General features: G+C 46.6%; 19 protein-coding genes and 1 other annotated feature. Of the genes, 6 read left to right on the top strand and 13 right to left on the bottom strand.

All coding sequences use genetic code 11. The features are described from left to right. Nucleotides 1–56: 56 nt before the first annotated feature. The 4 genes from BVG16_RS08915 to BVG16_RS08900 all read right to left on the bottom strand — a co-directional run bounded on the left by BVG16_RS08915 (nucleotide 57) and on the right by BVG16_RS08900 (nucleotide 4,162). Nucleotides 57–1,310, bottom strand: a complete 1,254-nt coding sequence (locus BVG16_RS08915) for an MFS transporter (RefSeq protein WP_078498203.1) — start codon at nucleotides 1,308–1,310, stop codon at nucleotides 57–59. 83 nt (nucleotides 1,311–1,393) lie between these two features. Next, nucleotides 1,394–1,659, bottom strand: a binding site (T-box leader). A gap of 51 nt (nucleotides 1,660–1,710) precedes the next feature. After that, a complete protein-coding gene (locus BVG16_RS08910) occupies nucleotides 1,711–2,688 on the bottom strand; it encodes a ring-cleaving dioxygenase (protein WP_078498202.1) in 978 nt (325 codons plus the stop codon). Nucleotides 2,689–2,960: 272 nt separating this feature from the next. Beyond that, a complete protein-coding gene (locus BVG16_RS08905) occupies nucleotides 2,961–3,416 on the bottom strand; it encodes an SRPBCC family protein (protein WP_078498201.1) in 456 nt (151 codons plus the stop codon). 104 nt (nucleotides 3,417–3,520) lie between these two features. After that, nucleotides 3,521–4,162, bottom strand: a complete 642-nt coding sequence (locus BVG16_RS08900; RefSeq protein WP_198957445.1) for a formylglycine-generating enzyme family protein — start codon at nucleotides 4,160–4,162, stop codon at nucleotides 3,521–3,523. A gap of 276 nt (nucleotides 4,163–4,438) precedes the next feature. Here BVG16_RS08900 and BVG16_RS08895 point away from each other — a divergent pair, with 276 nt between their 5' ends. The 3 genes from BVG16_RS08895 (at nucleotide 4,439) to BVG16_RS08885 (ending at nucleotide 7,159) form a co-directional block, all read left to right on the top strand. Then, on the top strand, nucleotides 4,439–4,870 hold the full coding sequence (locus BVG16_RS08895) for an anthrone oxygenase family protein (RefSeq protein ID WP_233146942.1): 432 nt from the start codon (nucleotides 4,439–4,441) through the stop codon (nucleotides 4,868–4,870). Between the two features lie 179 nt (nucleotides 4,871–5,049). Further along, nucleotides 5,050–6,453, top strand: coding sequence for an aldehyde dehydrogenase (locus BVG16_RS08890; RefSeq protein ID WP_078498198.1), 1,404 nt, complete (start codon nucleotides 5,050–5,052; stop codon nucleotides 6,451–6,453). 31 nt (nucleotides 6,454–6,484) lie between these two features. Continuing rightward, nucleotides 6,485–7,159: a lysoplasmalogenase gene (locus tag BVG16_RS08885; protein WP_078498197.1), complete on the top strand. Its 675-nt coding sequence runs from the start codon at nucleotides 6,485–6,487 to the stop codon at nucleotides 7,157–7,159. Nucleotides 7,160–7,249: 90 nt separating this feature from the next. Here the strand turns inward: BVG16_RS08885 and BVG16_RS08880 are convergent, their stop codons facing one another. Together BVG16_RS08880 and BVG16_RS08875 are read right to left on the bottom strand one after the other, a co-directional pair. Beyond that, entirely contained in the window at nucleotides 7,250–8,308 is a 1,059-nt protein-coding gene (locus BVG16_RS08880; protein ID WP_078498196.1) for an LLM class flavin-dependent oxidoreductase, read from the bottom strand. Between the two features lie 183 nt (nucleotides 8,309–8,491). Then, nucleotides 8,492–9,442 carry an esterase/lipase family protein gene (locus BVG16_RS08875; protein ID WP_078498195.1) on the bottom strand — a complete coding sequence of 317 codons (951 nt, stop codon included), beginning with the start codon at nucleotides 9,440–9,442 and terminating at the stop codon, nucleotides 8,492–8,494. 184 nt (nucleotides 9,443–9,626) lie between these two features. On the opposite strand from BVG16_RS08875, the gene BVG16_RS08870 reads away from it, so the two are divergent. Both BVG16_RS08870 and BVG16_RS08865 read left to right on the top strand, forming a co-directional pair. After that, the gene (locus BVG16_RS08870) at nucleotides 9,627–10,661 is read left to right on the top strand and encodes an ABC transporter permease (protein ID WP_078498194.1); all 1,035 of its coding nucleotides are present in this window, start codon (nucleotides 9,627–9,629) and stop codon (nucleotides 10,659–10,661) included. Between the two features lies 1 nt (nucleotide 10,662). Continuing rightward, complete coding sequence (locus tag BVG16_RS08865; protein WP_078498193.1) at nucleotides 10,663–11,337, top strand: ABC transporter ATP-binding protein; 675 nt, start codon at nucleotides 10,663–10,665, stop codon at nucleotides 11,335–11,337. An 84-nt stretch (nucleotides 11,338–11,421) separates the two neighbouring features. Here the strand turns inward: BVG16_RS08865 and BVG16_RS08860 are convergent, their stop codons facing one another. Then, nucleotides 11,422–11,757, bottom strand: coding sequence for a zinc ribbon domain-containing protein YjdM (locus BVG16_RS08860; protein WP_078498192.1), 336 nt, complete (start codon nucleotides 11,755–11,757; stop codon nucleotides 11,422–11,424). Nucleotides 11,758–12,129: 372 nt separating this feature from the next. Then, entirely contained in the window at nucleotides 12,130–12,384 is a 255-nt protein-coding gene (locus BVG16_RS08855) for a hypothetical protein (RefSeq protein ID WP_078498191.1), read from the bottom strand. Between the two features lie 80 nt (nucleotides 12,385–12,464). Between BVG16_RS08855 and BVG16_RS08850 the strand changes: the two genes are divergently transcribed. After that, the gene (locus BVG16_RS08850; RefSeq protein ID WP_078498190.1) at nucleotides 12,465–12,680 is read left to right on the top strand and encodes a hypothetical protein; all 216 of its coding nucleotides are present in this window, start codon (nucleotides 12,465–12,467) and stop codon (nucleotides 12,678–12,680) included. 19 nt (nucleotides 12,681–12,699) lie between these two features. Here BVG16_RS08850 and BVG16_RS08845 read toward each other — a convergent pair whose 3' ends face one another. From BVG16_RS08845 to BVG16_RS08825, 5 genes are all read right to left on the bottom strand, one after another. Next, nucleotides 12,700–13,095: a MerR family transcriptional regulator gene (locus tag BVG16_RS08845; RefSeq protein ID WP_078498189.1), complete on the bottom strand. Its 396-nt coding sequence runs from the start codon at nucleotides 13,093–13,095 to the stop codon at nucleotides 12,700–12,702. A gap of 50 nt (nucleotides 13,096–13,145) precedes the next feature. Then, nucleotides 13,146–14,591 carry an alpha/beta hydrolase family protein gene (locus tag BVG16_RS08840; RefSeq protein WP_078498188.1) on the bottom strand — a complete coding sequence of 482 codons (1,446 nt, stop codon included), beginning with the start codon at nucleotides 14,589–14,591 and terminating at the stop codon, nucleotides 13,146–13,148. Nucleotides 14,592–14,726: 135 nt separating this feature from the next. After that, the gene (locus BVG16_RS08835) at nucleotides 14,727–15,626 is read right to left on the bottom strand and encodes an SDR family oxidoreductase (protein ID WP_078498187.1); all 900 of its coding nucleotides are present in this window, start codon (nucleotides 15,624–15,626) and stop codon (nucleotides 14,727–14,729) included. A gap of 156 nt (nucleotides 15,627–15,782) precedes the next feature. Continuing rightward, nucleotides 15,783–16,646, bottom strand: coding sequence for a carbohydrate ABC transporter permease (locus tag BVG16_RS08830; RefSeq protein ID WP_078498186.1), 864 nt, complete (start codon nucleotides 16,644–16,646; stop codon nucleotides 15,783–15,785). After that, nucleotides 16,646–17,551: an ABC transporter permease gene (locus BVG16_RS08825; RefSeq protein WP_078498185.1), complete on the bottom strand. Its 906-nt coding sequence runs from the start codon at nucleotides 17,549–17,551 to the stop codon at nucleotides 16,646–16,648. The genes BVG16_RS08830 and BVG16_RS08825 overlap by 1 nt, the downstream gene beginning before the upstream one ends. Between the last annotated feature and the right edge of the window lie 29 nt (nucleotides 17,552–17,580).

The raw sequence follows: 17,580 nt of genomic DNA, 5'->3' as shown, positions 1-17,580 counted from the left end.
TAACAACAGCCTCTATACCCTAAGATTCGTTGGCAAGAGGCTGTTATTTCGTTATTTTATCCTTTAAGGCTTGATGCCGTTACATAATAAGGTTTCTTCGAAGACTGCAATACGAACGCGCATAACATCGCCCCCAACACGACCATCACGAGCACCCCGATGATGATGACCATACGCAAGGAGAACCATTCGGAAGCAAGCCCAAGCGCGGCTGTTGCCAAGATGATGAATACGGCATGAATAAATCCGTTCAGACTTCCGATCCTCCCCATCATATCCACGGGAACATTATTTTGATAGAAGGTCGCGAATCCTGCGTTCACAAAGGCCAGGCAGAATGCCAGCGTGAAAAATCCTGCTCCCGCGAAAAAGAATGTATGGGAGACAGCAAAGATCAAATAACCGAAGCATACGCCGATTGTACCTATGCCGATCATCGATGAAACCGCAATTTTTTTGACAATTAAAGTATTTACCATCGCTCCTATAATAATCCCTGCTCCCGCGATGCTGACGAGTACGCCATATTCACTTTCAGTCAAATGCAGCACGAGTGTAGCAAACGAAGCCTCGAGTGAGTCGACAGCGGATGCCATGACCACCATAACACCCCCGAACAGCAAGCAAATCGCCATAATATAAACATGGCTGCGATAGAACCGCATAACCGCCTTCCAATCATCTTGGATGACGGCGAATGACATCTTCGGCTTTGACTCACGTTGCCCGACGATTGTCGATTCCTCCAAGTTCGGTAAGAAAAGCGTGATCACACCTGAAATCAATAATGCCGCTGCATTGATGTATATGGCGAGTAGTGGCGAACCCAGCAGGAACAATAGTCCAGCGACAGCTGGGCCGATCAGAAACGCTCCTGAGCTGATTAAGCTGTGAAGCGAGTTAAAGCGTTGCCGATTTTCCTGCGGAATGAGCTTCGTGATATACGTCATCGATGCGGGACCGAACATGGAATCAGCCATGTTGATGAAAATGACGAGCATATAGATATACCATGTGGATGAAATTATAGGTAATAACGCGATGAAAACAGCCCGCAGCATATCAAGTAAAGCCATGGCGTTCCGCTTATTCCTACGGTCAATGAAACTGCCGGACCACAGATTGGTGAGCAGTGTCGCAATAGGCTTCAAGATATACAGCACCGATACCGCAAAAGGCGACTTCGTCATATCCAGCACGATCAAGTTCAGTGCAATAAAATAAATCCATGATCCTATGTTCGAGATACCGATGCCAAGCAATAAAATGGAAGGATACTTCCAATTTTCTAAGAATTGTTTCCTATTCATGGAAATGCTCCTTTATGAATCGAGATTGTTCCATCTCCGATGGCTATGACACAACAAAAAAATCCCACCCCCAAGACCGTAGTCTTGAGGACGAGATTTGGATTTCGCGGTACCACCTCAGATTCGTTAATATGTCGCCATATTAACCTCTTCAAGTACGACATCGGGTACAACCCGGTGTTTATACTCTAGCTCGATAACAGGAGCCCCTGTCACACCATCCCGCAATACTAGGTCCGATGTGATGCTCAGAGTCTTGGTTCAATACATGATTCCGTACTCCTTTTCAGCTGCCGGAGCTCTCTGTTACAAAATCCGATGTATTTACTCTTCTCTTCAACGCATTTGGAATATTCCTAACATAATATCAAAATATCCCAATTGGGTAAAGATGGCAGCGTTATTCTTTTACAAATTCCTTCGTACTGCGCACCGTATCGATCGGACGGACCACACTCTCGATATACTCGCGTTTCGCTTCTAGGAACGGCGGAAGTGACAGCTTCTCCCCAAGTGTCTCATAGGGTTCATCACCCATGAATCCTGGGCCGTCCGTCGCGAATTCGAATAGAATTTGCGGCGAGACTCTTGCGTACAAGGATTCGAAGAAGTGGCGATTGACGTATCCGGAATTCGGGAATTTATAACGATCCAGACGTTTGATCCATTCTTCCAGCACCGAGCGGTCTTCGACGCGGAATGCCGCATGGTGAACCGTGCCGTAGCCTTGCTGTGCTCTCGGAAGAATGACATTATGTTCCACAATAACTTGAGCGCCATTGCCGCCTTCACCGACTTCGAACAAATGAAGCGAACCTTCTTTCGCGATCTCTTTGAACAAGAGCAGCTCCTCCATCATTTGCTTGAAGAAATCGAAATCCGAGACGCGGACGAAGATGGGTCCTAAGCCTGTAATCGCATAATCCAAAGGGATGGGCCCTTTCTGCCATGGCGTGCCGGATTGAACGCCCTCATTATGCTCATCTGAGATCAATTGGTACTGTTGATCATCGTAATCCACAAAGGAAAGCGTCTTTTTGCCGAACAACGCTTGAATGCCCGTATGCTTCACATTCAGGCGATCGAAGCGCTGCACCCAATAATCCAATGCCGCGTCGCTCGGCACACGGAAGGAGGTCTTCGCAATTTCATCCGTTCCGTGCGTTCCCTTCGAAATCCCCGGGAAGTCAAAGAAAGTCATATCTGTACCCGCGCTGCCCTTGTCATCCGCGAAGAATAAATGATATGTCTGTATATCGTCTTGGTTCACTGTCTTTTTCACGAGGCGCATACCTAATGCATTCGTAAAGAACGCATAGTTCTTCTCCGCGCTGCTTGTGATCGCTGTTACGTGATGGATCCCTTTTAAACCGTTCATATTGTCATCCTCCATTCGATTGGTCTTTCACAAAGGAAAGGACATGCTGTTGAAATCATAATTCATAGCATGTGATTCTTTGAGCTATCCTATTTATTTTTTAACTAAATATCTTTATTTAAAGATATTATAGCGCGGTTATACTTGGGTGTCAAATACTCCTGCAAAACAAAGGCTCCATCACGAATGTCGCGACGGAGCCTTACGTATGAAGATCTTATTTCGCTGTCACACCGCCATCAACCGGCATTTCGATCCCTTGATCGTCTAGATTACAAGTCTTTCATCGCTTCTTGCCGCACAAGTTCCATAAAGTTAAGTATGACTTTATCGTTATTTCGGGTTCCCCCAAGCTTCAGCATCAGCTTACCCAACCAATTTACTCCTCTATTTTGACCGCTATAGTTAAATTCGGTATGCTCATCATCGATCTTTATGAGTGTAAATGACGCCTTAATCTCAAAAGCTTTGGCTAAGGTGAAACCTATGGTGTTATGTTTTTTGTCCGGTGTATTCTCATAAGCCAGATCTTCAACAATATACGTCTCAACACGCTTGCCCTGTTTATACTTCTGACGATACTTCGTACCGACAACGCCTTCATGCTGTTCAATGACTTCATTCTCAATGACATGCGGCATAATGCGATGAATGTTCTCCAGTGCGAACAGGTTCCATACCTTTTCTATATTTGCGTCAATTACAGTTTCTTCATTCCAATGAATCATCGTCAATCTCCTTCTCTCAGAAATAAGAATGGATAGCGTCTCAGATGTAATCTAAAACTCTATCCATTTCGTTTATTTATTTACAGTTGGCTTGTTCGTAAAAGTTAAATAGACCGGGCAAGACGGAATCCAAGGTCATCTATGCCAAATGTCGGATGGCTGCGACGACGACACGAAGCCCCACAACCCCTGGCCTCTTCAGCCCAGCTGCCTCCCCGAAAAATTCGGTAGGAGCCGTACACTTGCTCATCATATAAATCAAAGCACCACTCCCAAACATTCCCTAACATATCATACAGACCCCATGCATTCGGTTCCTTTCTTCCTACTTCATGGATTTTGCCCCCAGAATTTTCATTATACCAGGCAATCTTATTAATCTCTCCGTATCTATAACCCGTCGTGCCTGCTTTACATGCATATTGCCACTCTGCTTCTGAAGGAAGACGATAGCCGTCCGATTCCCAATCACAAATGATGTTACCCTCATTATTTATCGAATAACACGCTTTCAGCCCAGCTTTCTCAGAAAGTAGATTACAAAAAGCAATTGCATCATTCCAAGAAATATTCACAACCGGTTTTAGATCTCCGTCATAAGAATACGGTGATTTATTTGTAATCGCATCGTATTGACCCCTAGTTACAGGATACCGAGCAAGAAGAAACGGTCTTATTTCAGCTTTCCATTTGCTTTTTATTCTATCGTCTCTTAATTCTATTTCTCCCCCTGGAATTTCTACCATTGGATCGTCCATGTAACGCTTTATTTCATTTGACAATCTATCTTCCTCCCAATGATTTCAATTTTGCAAATTTTAGCACTTTTCGAGCCGTTAAATCAACATATAAATTTTCAAAGAATCTCTTCATTCGGAATTGACTAATATTCCATATTTTTCTATTCTTAAAATAATCTGTAGGTATGGGGAATTGCCCCATCGCTTACTCGAAAAAGGAGGTTGGATCTCATCGGTAACTTTCTCTTTGGTTTAACTTTTGCTTCTGCCCTTGGTTCTGGTTTGGTTGCTGGATTATTTTTTGCCTTTTCGACATTCGTCATGGCCGCGCTCGCCCGTCTGCCGGCAGATCAAGGGATTGCTGCCATGCAATCCATCAATATCACCGTGCTAAATCCCTTATTCAGCTTGGTGTTTATGGGAACCGCCCTGGCCTCTGTGATTCTAGCCGTCTATTCAATCTTCAAATTAGGCACGACTCCCACGACTTATCTTCTTGTCGGCAGTGCACTCTATGTCGTAGGCAGCTTCCTGGTTACAGTCGTATGCAATGTGCCCTTGAACGATGCTTTAGCCGCCGTGGACCCCAGCAGTGCCGAAGGAACCCGCGTATGGACGCAATACCTGTCCCAATGGATGGTGTGGAATCACGTGCGGACGATTGCCTCGCTTGCAGCTTTGGCATCGTTCATCATCGCGCTTCGCAAGTGGTAAGGGACATACGTAAGGATACGGCGTTCGTCCTCAATCGCTAGGCTACCCATACCGCACATTTCCCTCCCACAATATCGCTGCTATATTTATGTTACAGCCCCCATGGCATGACCGCTTATGGTAAGGTTAATATGGGCTTCAGTAGTAAAAAAATGACGATTTTGCGGGAGTGAATAGGTATGTCCACCATGGATCTCAGCTCCAACCTACATAAAAATGAATATACAACCCTCATTGATAAGCAAAAGACCTTCTTTGATACGCACCAGACCAAGTCACTCGCCTATCGGAGGGATGCACTGATCAAATTAGGGGATGCCATTCGAAAATACGAGCAGCACATCATTCAAGCGTTGAAGTCGGATCTGAATAAATCCGAATTTGAGGCGTATTCCACCGAGATTGGCATTGTCTTGAAGGAGATTCGCTTCGTCCTGAAACATCTGCATACCTGGGCGCGGCCCCAAAAAGTGAAGACGCCGCTCACGCATTGGGGTTCAAAAAGCACCATTTATTCGGAGCCCTATGGTGTCGTCTTGATTATTGCGCCTTGGAATTTCCCTTTTCAGCTCGCTATCGCGCCGCTTATTGGTGCCATTGCCGCGGGGAATTGCGCGATCATCAAGCCATCCGAGCTTACTCCCAAGACATCGGAGGTATTAGCTGCTCTCATCCAAGAGACGTATGACGAGGAATATATTACTGTCGTACAGGGGGATGTCGGTACAAGCCAAGCGCTGCTCAACGAAAAGACAGATTATATCTTTTTTACGGGGAGTATCTCCGTTGGCAAAGTCATTATGGAAGCGGCCGCCAAGCATCTGACGCCGGTCACGTTAGAGTTGGGGGGCAAAAGCCCTTGCATCGTTCACAAGGATGCGAACCTGAAGTTGGCCGCGAGACGGATTGCCTGGGGAAAGTTCATGAATGCAGGCCAGACCTGTGTGGCGCCAGACTATATTTATGTCCATCAATCGGTTAAAGCGGCATTCATCATACATTTAAAGGACGCCATTCAAGAATTGTACGGAGCAAACCCGCTCGATAACGAGTCCTATACACGGATTGTGAGTGATAAGCATTTTACACGGCTTGAAGCCATGCTTCATGAAGGCACGGTTATCGCAGGAGGCCACAGCAATCGGGACACCCTACGAATCGAACCTACGATTCTTACCGATATCACGGCGAATGCTGCAATCATGCAGGAAGAAATATTCGGCCCCCTACTACCTGTTCTTGAATATGACACGATTGCATATGTTCTTGAAGAAATCCGTAACCGCCCAAAACCGCTCGCGTTGTATATCTTCTCCGAAAATAAAGAGATTCAGCAGCAAGTGCTGACTCAGGCTTCTTTCGGGGGTGGTTGCGTGAACGATACGGTCTATCATTTCACCTCTCCGTACCTGCCTTTCGGCGGGGTTGGCAGCAGTGGAATCGGCAATTATCACGGAAAGGGAAGCTTCGATCTGTTCTCCCACCGCAAGAGCATATTGAAACAGACCACCTTATTTGATATTCCTTTTCGGTATCCTCATCTCAAAAATGGTCTGAAACGAATTAAGATGTTTCTCAAATAGCCTTGCATTCCATCCTAAAGGAGCCTGCGCATTGAATAAGTTCCGATTGCCCTTACTTATTCTGATCATGAGTTTACTCTATATTTTCGTCATTCCGACGGATCCACATGCCGTTAAACTCTTATTCAAGTTAATCCCAATGTGGCTCATTATCACCTATGCGTTCCTGCAAGCTCCACGGTCGAAGCAACGTTATTACTTCATGCTATTAGCCGGGTTATTTTTCTGTATGCTTGGCGATGGCCTGTTAGACTGGTTCGTGATTGGGTTATCTGCCTTCCTGATCGGACATCTGTTCTATATGACTGGATTTTTCAGCAGGTGGCGCTTTTCGAAGCTTCGGTTCGCAACAATTCTCCCCCTTGGGCTATATGCATATTTCATCGGTGGGGAGATTGTTCAAGCGTTGATCCGAGATCACAACGAAGCTCTAATCGTGCCCGTTCTACTCTACATTACCGTCATTTCATTGATGACATGGTCAGCCATCATGACCGGTCAGACATGGGCGATCATCGGAAGCCTATTATTTACGATCTCGGATTCGATCCTATCTTGGAATCTATTTGTATCCCCTGTCACGTTCTCTAACGTACTCATTATGACCACCTATTACACCGCCCAATTCTGCATGGCCTCCAGCATTCATGCTGTAGTACGGCAACCAGCTATACCTCCTTCCAGCAGCAAGAGCGTTCAAGGGTAATACACAAAAAGCAATAAACGCCGTCCATAGGACTGCATTTATTGCTTTTTATTATTTACGACTGAAGATTAGATACTCCAGCTCTGATGATTACTCGGCTTCGCCCTCAGATTCCCATCGGGATATCTCCTCCCGAACGCGCGGCGCCACCTCGGTTCCCAACAGTTCAATAGCTCTCATGACATCCGCATGCGGCATGGTGCCGAGCGGCACGTGCAGCATAAAACGCGTGATGCCTACATGTTTCCGAAGGTTGATGATCTTCTGCGCAACAGTCTCCGGATCGCCTACGTACAACGCCCCTTCAAAGCCGCGAGCTGCATCGTATCTTGCACGGTCATAATGCCCCCAACCCCGCTCCCGTCCAATCACATTCATGCTGGCTTGTGTGGAAGGGAAGAACTTATCGGCGGCAAGCTCGGTACTCTCCGCGATGAACCCGTGTGAATGTGACGCAACCGGCAGCTGCGATACGTCATGGCCTGCATGAGCAGCTGCTTTCTTATAGAGCTGCACGAGCGGCGCAAAATGCATGGGACTTCCTCCGATGATCGCGAGGACGAGCGGCAATCCGAGCAATCCCGCACGGATCACCGATTCCTGATTGCCTCCACTGCCAATCCATACAGGCAAAGGATGCTGAACCGGACGTGGATACACGCCCAAATTATGAATAGCTGGTCGATGCGTCCCACTCCACGTCACTTTCTCCGATTCTCGAATTTTTAATAACAACTCTAACTTTTCGTCGAATAGTTCGTCATAATCCTTCAGATCATACCCAAACAGCGGAAAGGATTCGATAAAAGAACCCCGTCCTGCCATGATCTCAGCCCGTCCATTCGAAATCGCGTCGACGGTTGCGAAATCTTGGAAAACACGCACAGGATCGGCGGAAGACAACACCGTGACCGCGCTTGTCAGCCGGATCCGCTTCGTCTGTGACGCAGCAGCAGCCAGTACAATGGCCGGGGAGGAGGCTGCATAATCTTTGCGATGATGCTCGCCTACGCCATAGACATCCAGCCCTACCTGATCTGCAAGTACGATCTCTTCCACAACCTCGCGGATGCGCTGTGCATGGCTAATCAACTCACCGGTCTGAACATCCGGCGTTGTTTCCACAAATGTGCTAATTCCTATTTCCATGAGTAACCCCTCCTGTATTTATTAACTTTTTTTATACCAGTAAATATAAAAAATAAAGCATTTTCTCGATTATAACCTTTCTTGCACCAAAGAAAAAGCACCAAGGCGAAAAATCTTTCCTCGGTGCTTCGGTATGCTATGCAATGACCTTCAATCCTCCTCTAGGGATGGATAACTCCGGGATCACGTCAGCTTCTTTTTTAGAAGAGGAACACTGATGAATAGCGCTTCGATGTGCCCCGCTTCTATTACATGTTGATCTCCTTCCAATGTAAAAACACTCTTCATCATGACATTTCCATCCCCTGCATCACTATTAACGGTATCCCAGACTGGACCAGCATTCCATACAAATGTCAAAGGGCAATGATTCTCTTGGAGATACTGAATCGTGTTATGTCCCATCCCGGCAATCAAGGTAACCTCAATATTCCTCCGCTTCAGGATGTCTTGATCCCTATTTAGCGCATCTAAAAATAGATTCTGGACTCCCAACGTCTGGTAGGGGACAAATCTCTTCGAATCCGATGCATTCACGATTACATAATTTCCGTAATCTTGAGAGGGCACACAATCTAACAGACTTGGAAAATACATATGAATCGCCTCTACCCGATTCAGGGGAGAGATCTGAGTTAAATAACTAAGGTATCTATCCATGTAGAGCGATACAACATTAACAGGAGCTTCTGAATGATGCTCTAGGGTCGCTCCCGTCCAGTACGCATAATTAGCTGGCGAACCGGCATTGGGAGAACATAATACAATAAGCTGGTTTACGTCGTCTTGATAATAATCACTCTGCACATACGCTCTACTCACAAGTCCACCCATACTATGTCCAAGCAAATTCACATGTCTGGCACCCGTCTTTCGTTTCGCTTCTTGAATGGTATGAACCAGAAAAGTCTGTGCAGCATTCGGAAGAGGTTGTCTCCAATCATAGAATGCAATGAACAGTGAAATATTCCTCTCATAACCTAACTGTTCCAATTGTCGAACAAACGGATCATAGATTGCCCCAGCCGCCCCAAAGCTCCATCTCCCGGTCCCAGGTATAATCATATCGCCCCTGGACCCGAATACCCCGGGAACAAAAACGAGTGGCGTTTTGCGCATACGGTGCATCTGCATCGATTCCACCCACCTATAGTTCAAGCTTCGATTAATCCCTAATATGCTATATATATGCAAATGAAATTTGAGCTAACCATCCGTTTAAACATCACAATCACCAAGAACATGTAACTCTCCGTTCATGCTCCGTTCATAGAGAGAGCATATACTCAAGCTGTACCAAAGAAATGGAGGGTTTGTCATGAATATGGCATGGAAAGAAATCAAGAAGAGCAAAGCGAAGTTTATTATATTAGGGTCCATTATTTTTCTCGTGAGTTTCCTAACCTTTATCATATCGGGATTGGCCAATGGATTGTCCCAAGATAATGCGGCCTTGATCAAAGATCTGCCTAAAGGTCATTTCTATATGAATGCCGATGCGAAAGAAACCTATAATCTTTCGAAAATAGATGCAGGCGTGCAGGATCAAGCTTTACAAGACCACAAAGATGCCGCGGCTTTTTCTATCCAGATGGGCTTTGTGAACGATGCGGAAGACAAACAGCATAGCGTAGCATTCGTCACTTCAACAGATTCCAAATTATTCGAGAACGTCGCTCCAGGCGAAATCGTGTTAGATCGCTCCTTGGAAAAAGACGGCATTAAAGTCGGAGATGTCCTTACGAATAATCAATTCAGTGGTACATTCAAAGTGACCGGGTTCGTGGATCAGAAGAAATACAGTCATGCCCCTGTCGCCTTTATCCACATGGACAACTATAAAGAGATATACCGTGTCAATAACATGCAATTATTGTTCATTCCGGCACAAGATCAAGCGCCATCGATTACAGGATTACAATCCTTCTCCACAAGCCAATTTCTCAACACCATTTCGAGCTATAAAGCAGAACAAATGTCCCTCAATATGATCATTTGGTTCTTAGTGGCCATCAGCGGGATGTTGTTCGCGATTTTCTTCTATATGATGAACGTCCAAAAAATCGGGCTATACGGGATCTTGAAAGCCATCGGCGTCAAAACGAGTACGCTATTCCGTATGATGTGGTCCCAAATGTTCTTCATTACGATCATCGCATTGGTCTTGTCCGTGGCATTAAGCCAAGGCTTTAGCCTGATTGCACCGGAAGGCATGCCGTTCCACCTAACGCTGGACACAACCCTTCTCTTATCGATCCTATTCTTGGTCATCGGATTTATCGGCGCGACGCTCTCAGGCATCCAGATTAAGAAAGTAGAACCTTTACAAGCTATTCAACAAGGAGACATGTAACATGACAACCTTCACAATACATGACGTAACCAAAACATTTACCAATGGCGAAGTTGAGGAGCAAGTATTGAACGGGATCAACCTTACCCTGCAGGAAGGAGAGCTCACGGCTCTCGTGGGTGCTTCCGGTTCCGGCAAAAGCACGCTGCTTACCATCGCCGCCGGCCTTCAACGCGCTTCCGACGGGCAGGTGCAATTCGAAGGAAACAACTTGATCGCGATGACGCAGGAGGAGATTCGAAAAATACGAGCAAGTAAATTCGGCTTTGTATTTCAATCGGCCCATCTCGTCCCATTCCTTACCGTAGAAGACCAACTCATGCTCATGCTTGACGTCTCGGAATCCAAAATGACCAAGCGAGAACAACAAGCAGAAGTCACCAAGATCCTCAACATGGTTGATATGAATCACCGCAAAGATGCTTATCCTTCTTCCTTATCCGGCGGTGAAAAACAACGCGTTGCCATTGCCCGCGCCATCATCCATAGACCCAAAATTCTATTCGCGGATGAGCCGACGGCAAGTCTCGACTCGAAGCGTTCCAGAGATGTGATGACGCTCATTCGGGATCTGACCAAAACATTGAACATCACAACCTTAATGGTCACCCATGATGAAGAAATGCTGTCCTATGCAGATCACATCATTACGATGAAAGATGGATTGATTGTATAGCAAAAAGGGTTGCCCCAATGCCATGATCTGTCATGACTTGCGGGCAACCCTTTTCTGTATATTTTCACAACGTATACATGTGAACTATATCTTCTTTACGAATTCGGATTTTAATTTCATTGCACCGAAGCCGTCAATCTTGCAATCGATATCATGATCGCCGTCTACCAGGCGAATATTTTTGACCTTGGTACCAATCTTGAGCACCGATGAACTTCCTTTTACCTTAAGATCTTTAATGATGCTGACGGAATCCCCATCGTTCAGGATATTTCCATTCGCATCTTTAACAACCTTTGTATCCTCGCTGTGATCGGCATCTAAAGTCCACTCATGCGCGCATTCCGGGCACACCAAAAGGCTTCCGTCCTCGTACGTATATTCTGAACTACATTTCGGGCAATTTGGTAAAACACTCATTCAATAAGTTCCTCCATCTGCTTTTTGTCCATTTTAGCTTATCACCATACAAAAACTCGGAAGGTCAACCACTTTCTTCAAAGTGCCTGCCTCCCGAGCATTTTACCACATTCCATCCTATTTGTCCGAAGATACGCAGCCCCAACGACCGAATGGTTCCCTCTGAACTCATTTGGTTTCATTATTCCGATAGCAAAAAAAGCTCCTTATCTAAAGATGCTCATTGTTCAAGTCCATGAAATGCGTAACCTGGTTTCTCCCCTGCTCTTTCGATGCATAAAGAGCTTGGTCAGCTTTTGAAACAAATTTAAATAAATAAAAAAAGAGCTGCTAGCAGCTCTCAAGATTAGCGCAACGAATAGGGTTATTGCTCTATTTATCACTAACGTCTTTTTTTCCCATATCTGATTTATTGTTATTCTTGATAATTCCCGCAATTGACATAATTAATAGAAATATTAATACAACCATCTCTATTGAGAAAAATAACCATGCTTGATTATCACGAGTTATTCTCTCGGAATCCGTTAAAAAATCATTTGGACGTAATTGCATTAATAATTGACCTAGAGATAAAAATATCAGAACGATTGAGACTATTAAATACCTAAAAGGCTTATTTTTCATACAACTTCCTCCAAATTATTAAAAGTATGATCTTAATGTGGTTATTATCCCATATAACCCCAATACAAGGAGATGTTGTGATGAAAATCATCAAAAAATTGAAGGGGATATCTATTGCGACAGCAGCAATTATGATGATTAGTGTAGCTATCCCATATTCAAATGCATCAGCCAAGAAATCGCACCGAATGAATTCTGAAGGGACGTTATGCAAAGATCAAGATGATTCTCATCGATTAGAGAATCTAAAAAAAGACACTGAAGAACATCAGCTCCAGCGTCTTTACCAAGTATAATGATCTGCGGTTATACCCCTCACCCCTCGTCCAAGTGTCGGAACGATTGCAAATAGTTGTGAATGGCCTCTTGCGGGGTCTGCAGCAAGCCAGCCAGCATCGTTTGCATAGCCTGCAGCGTGTTGATTCTCTCATTAATTTCGTTAATTTTATCGCGTACGTAGCCCTTTAAGGTCTCTGCATCCATTTCTCGACTGAGCATGTGCAGCGCCTCCCGGATTTCCTTGAGCGAATAACCTAATGACTTGGCATCCTGGATAAACTTAAGTTTCACCAGATAGTCATCCGTATAGATACGGTACCCATTCGCCACACGTTGGGTAGCAGGCAGGACACCGCTCTCCTCGTAATAACGAATGGCTGCCATGCTAACTCCGGTACGTTTGGCTAGTTCACCGCGTGTCATTCCTTCCATGCCTGCACCCCCATCATTTTACGGTCATTATTATTCATGATTTATTCTGATTATCTTTTTTTCGTATACGCAGCATCAAACTTCACCTCGGGATATGCGGAAGACGGGCCATCCAGAAGCGGCTGCTTTTCTCCTTTTAGATATTGATCGAAAAAGGCTCTCACATAAGATCTAGTGATATCGATATTATGCACCGGGTCGATCTGCTTAGCAAACAACGATGGCGACAACAGCGCAATATCTGTGAAGCTCTGATGGATCAAATGGTCAACGATCAAATAGTAGGTGTCATTCGTACTCTTCGTCATTACCGATTCCAGATCAGGAGCAAACTCCTTGTAGAACACCTTGTCCTTCTTCTCCGTCGATGGATCCAAACTCTTCGCGGTGCCGCCTGTCATCATATACATGAACGGCTGCTGCAATCCCGTATGGGCAACACTCCCCCAGAATCCGCCTTCCAGACTGACACCTGCCTTGAATCGCTTGTCCAATGCCATCGCTTCTACCGTCGTCGCCCCGCCATAGGAGTGCCCGAATATGCCGACACGATCCAGATCCAGTTTACCTTCGAATCGATGGTCCGGGTCCTCCACGTTCCATTCCGCAAGCGTGTCGAGTACGAACCGCGCATCTGCCGCACGAATGGCAACTCCCTTGATGTTGTTCTCATAGAGCTCTGCTGATGTCGGAAACTGAGGTTCCGGTTCATAGATCACAGCTCGACCGTCAGGGAACGTAACCTTGGCCGAAGTGTATGGATGATCCATACCTACAACAATATACCCGTGACTTACCAGCTCCTCGATGGCAGTCATACTCTGGAACCGGGTCGAACGGACACCGGGCGAGAACACCAATACGGGATACTTCGCTTCATTCGTAGATAACTCCGCCCCGTCAACAACATGCGTGGGGATATTCGTTACATGACTGAATATCTGCTTCGGGATACCGAAGACCAGACTGATGGCTTCCCCTAGGGAAGAAGGGTAGTGCTCCCGTGGCTGTCCTTCGACCTTGTTCCGGTCAACTGGATACCAGATATTCACCATAAGCTCCCGCTTGTCGTTCGGGTCAGCACTGTAAGTTTCGCCACGGGCTTCATCTGTAAGCTGGCGAGATACGGTGCCAATTCCATACTTCCCCGTCGGTTCAGGCATAGAGAAGACGGGCAGCAACATGCTGGAATACACCGCTGTGCCCGTGACAGCCAACACGAGTATGGATAGCAAGCTCTTTTTAAGTGGAGATTTAGACCGAACATCGCTGTGAGGCTTAGCCAGTCTGACGATGAATACAACGATCAGTCCCAGAGCCACAGCGTAGGCCGGAACCATCTGTATGCGGAAATGATCGATGATGCCATGCAAAGCGACAACTAGAGCAACCGATAATAACATCGCCACATCTAGCCGCCGATCTCTTTTTACGAAGAGAATTCCTCCCATTGCGGCTAACGTAACCAGGACCAGAATGATTTCTAACGTTCTCATGATACAAATACCTCCAACTTTATCACGATTCTCTGTCATGCAGAACCGCAATTGATTTTAGGCAAAGTATAAACGTTGAAGTATACTGCAAGGTCAAGCTGCAATTGCATTCGATGTTATATTGGGGACTCCCGTTCAAGTTTCCGTGATAATGCCACCGTTGACATGAAGCACTTGTCCTGAGACGAAGGAAGAATCTTCAGACGCCAAATAAATGTAGGTCGGCGCGAGCTCGAACGGCTGTCCAGCGCGTTTCATCGGGGTTTCTAGACCGAACGTCTTTACATATTCAGCCGAATAGCTGGACACGATGAGCGGCGTCCATATCGGGCCCGGTGCCACCGCATTGACACGAATACCCTTGCTTACGAGCTGGAGCGACAAGGATCTTGTGAAGGATACGATTGCCCCTTTGGTCGAGGAATAGTCGACTAGTAAGGGAGCGCCAGCATAAGCAGTCACAGATGCCGTCGATATGATGGTACTTCCTGGCTTCAAGTGCGGGAGCGCGGCCTTCGTCATATAGAAATGCGGAAAAATATTCGTGCGGTACGTATTCTCTAACTGTTCGTCGGAAATGTCCATGATGCTCTCCTGCGGAAACTGAACGCCTTGATTCAATACGAGAACGTCCAATTTACCGTAACATTCCAACGTTCTTCTGACCGTCTCCGCGGAAAATGCCGGATCTCGCAAATCACCTTCAATTACCAGGCATCGGCGTCCGTAGCGCTCTACTATCTGCTTCGTTGCTTCGGCATCCTCTCGCTCATACAAGTAGACGATCGCCACATCTGCTCCCTCTTTGGCGAAGCCAATGGCGACGGCACGGCCGATTCCGCTGTCTCCTCCGGTAATAATAGCGATCTTCCCCTCCAACTTACCGCTTCCCTTGTAATCGGGATTATCGGATATCGGGAGTGGGTTCATGACATACTCCAACCCGGGCTGTACGTCCTGATGTTGTGGCGGAAACGTAATTGGCACCTGCTGGCATCGCGTCTCGTAGCCGAAATAGGGATAGTATGGAATCACGGCGAATCCTCCTTTACTTTCTTAGCATAAGCAGGATATTCGCCTAGTTCCCGATGGGTGACGGTGTAAAAAAAGAAAAAGCCCTCCGCTCGGGCTTTTTTCGTCTTCTTGTCTCCCCTCTGATGTGGATAGACACAGCGTTCGGTCCGCTGCCCGCTATCCTTTCACAGAACCGAGCAGCATCCCTTTATTGAAATACTTTTGCAAGAACGGATACACAATGAGTAGCGGCACTGCGGTCACGATGACCGTCGCCATCTTCACCGGCGGCCCGTACTCGAAGCCCTCGATATCAAGCGACATCGAAGAATCGGCCGCTTCGATCAACATTTGCCTCAAATATACTTGAAGCGGCCATTTGTCGGAATCGTTGATATAGATAAGCGCATTGAAAAACGTATTCCAATTCTGCACCATGTAGAACAGCGTGAAGGTGGCAATGGCCGGCATCGACAGCGGTACGACGATGTTCCAGAACAGTCGCAGCTCCCCGCAGCCATCCATCCGCGACGACTCCTCCAGCTCGATCGGAAAGCTCTGGAAGAAGCTGCGCATGACGATTAAATGGAACGGAGCAATGGCCCCCGTTAACCAGATCGACCAGTAAGTGTCAAGCAGATGCAGGCCGTTAACGACCAAATACGTCGAAATGATGCCGCCGTTGAATAACATCGTGATCAATACGAGCAGGTTAATCGTCTTCCTACCGACCAGCCATCGCTTGGCAAGCGCATACGCCATGAGGCTGGTCAAGATCATATTGATAACCGTTCCAACGAAAGTGATCCATAGCGAGTTCTGAAATGCCTTAAGGAAGTTGTGCTCGCGGAACAGGAATTGATACGAATTCAGCGTCCACTCCTTCGGGAACAAAAAGAAACCGCGCGACAACACCTCATGCTTGGTGGCAAAAGAAACCAGCACGACATATAAGAAAGGCAACAATACGACTAACGAGCACACAATTAAGATCGTATAGACCGTACCTGTAAAGATGCGATCCGTTCCCGTCGTCTTCATTAGTAAACACCCTCTTCTCCCTTGCGTTTGGCGAAGCTGTTCGCCCCGATGATGAGCAATAGCCCAACAACGGATTTGAACAGACCAACAGCCGTCGTGTAGCTATACTCGGCCGATAAGATGCCCACGCGGTACACATAGGTATCGAACACGTCCGAAACATCTATGTTAAGCGTGTTCTGCATGAGCAGTACTTGCTCGAATCCGGTATCCATCGTCTGACCCAGCCGCAAGATGAACATAATCAGAATGACATGCTTGAGGGCGGGCAGGCTGACGTGCAGCATCTGCTTCCATCGGCTTGCCCCATCCATGACAGCCGCTTCGTAAAGCGTTGGATCGACTGATGCCAGCGTCGCGAGGAAGATGATTGCGCTCCAGCCCGATTCCTTCCAGATGTTCATGAACGTATACAATGGTCGGAAGTAATCGGGGTTCGTCAATAACTCGATCCGATCCCATCCCAGGGAGACGAATAGTTTGTTCACCGCACCCTCCTGGGTGGCGAACAGCAGCACGGAGATGCCTACCACCACGACCCAGGATAGAAAATGCGGCATATAGGTAATCGTTTGAACGGTCTTGCGGAACGCCCGAACCCGTGCTTCATTCAGCATCAGTGCTAGAACAATCGGCGCAGGGAAGAACAAAAACAAGTTCATGGCACTCAAAATCAAAGTATTTTTAAGCAACCGCCAGAAATCCGCTTCGCCAAACAACCTTGCAAAATGGTCCAGTCCCACCCATTCGCTATGCATGAAACCATTAAATGGATCATAATTCTGAAAAGCGATAACAATCGCGCCCATCGGCAAGTAACGGAACAAGAGAAAGTACAACAGACCGGGCAAAATCATGATGTACATTGGAATTCCTCTGCGGAGAAGCTTTTTCGTATCGGCCATGGCCGGCCATCCCCCTCAACTTGTATGAG

The sequence above is a fragment of the Paenibacillus selenitireducens genome (assembly GCF_002021565.1).
In the GTDB taxonomy this organism is placed as follows: domain Bacteria; phylum Bacillota; class Bacilli; order Paenibacillales; family Paenibacillaceae; genus Paenibacillus_K; species Paenibacillus_K selenitireducens.
The sequence above is the reverse complement of the archived record's forward strand: the minus strand, read 5'-3'. Positions and strand labels throughout refer to the sequence as shown.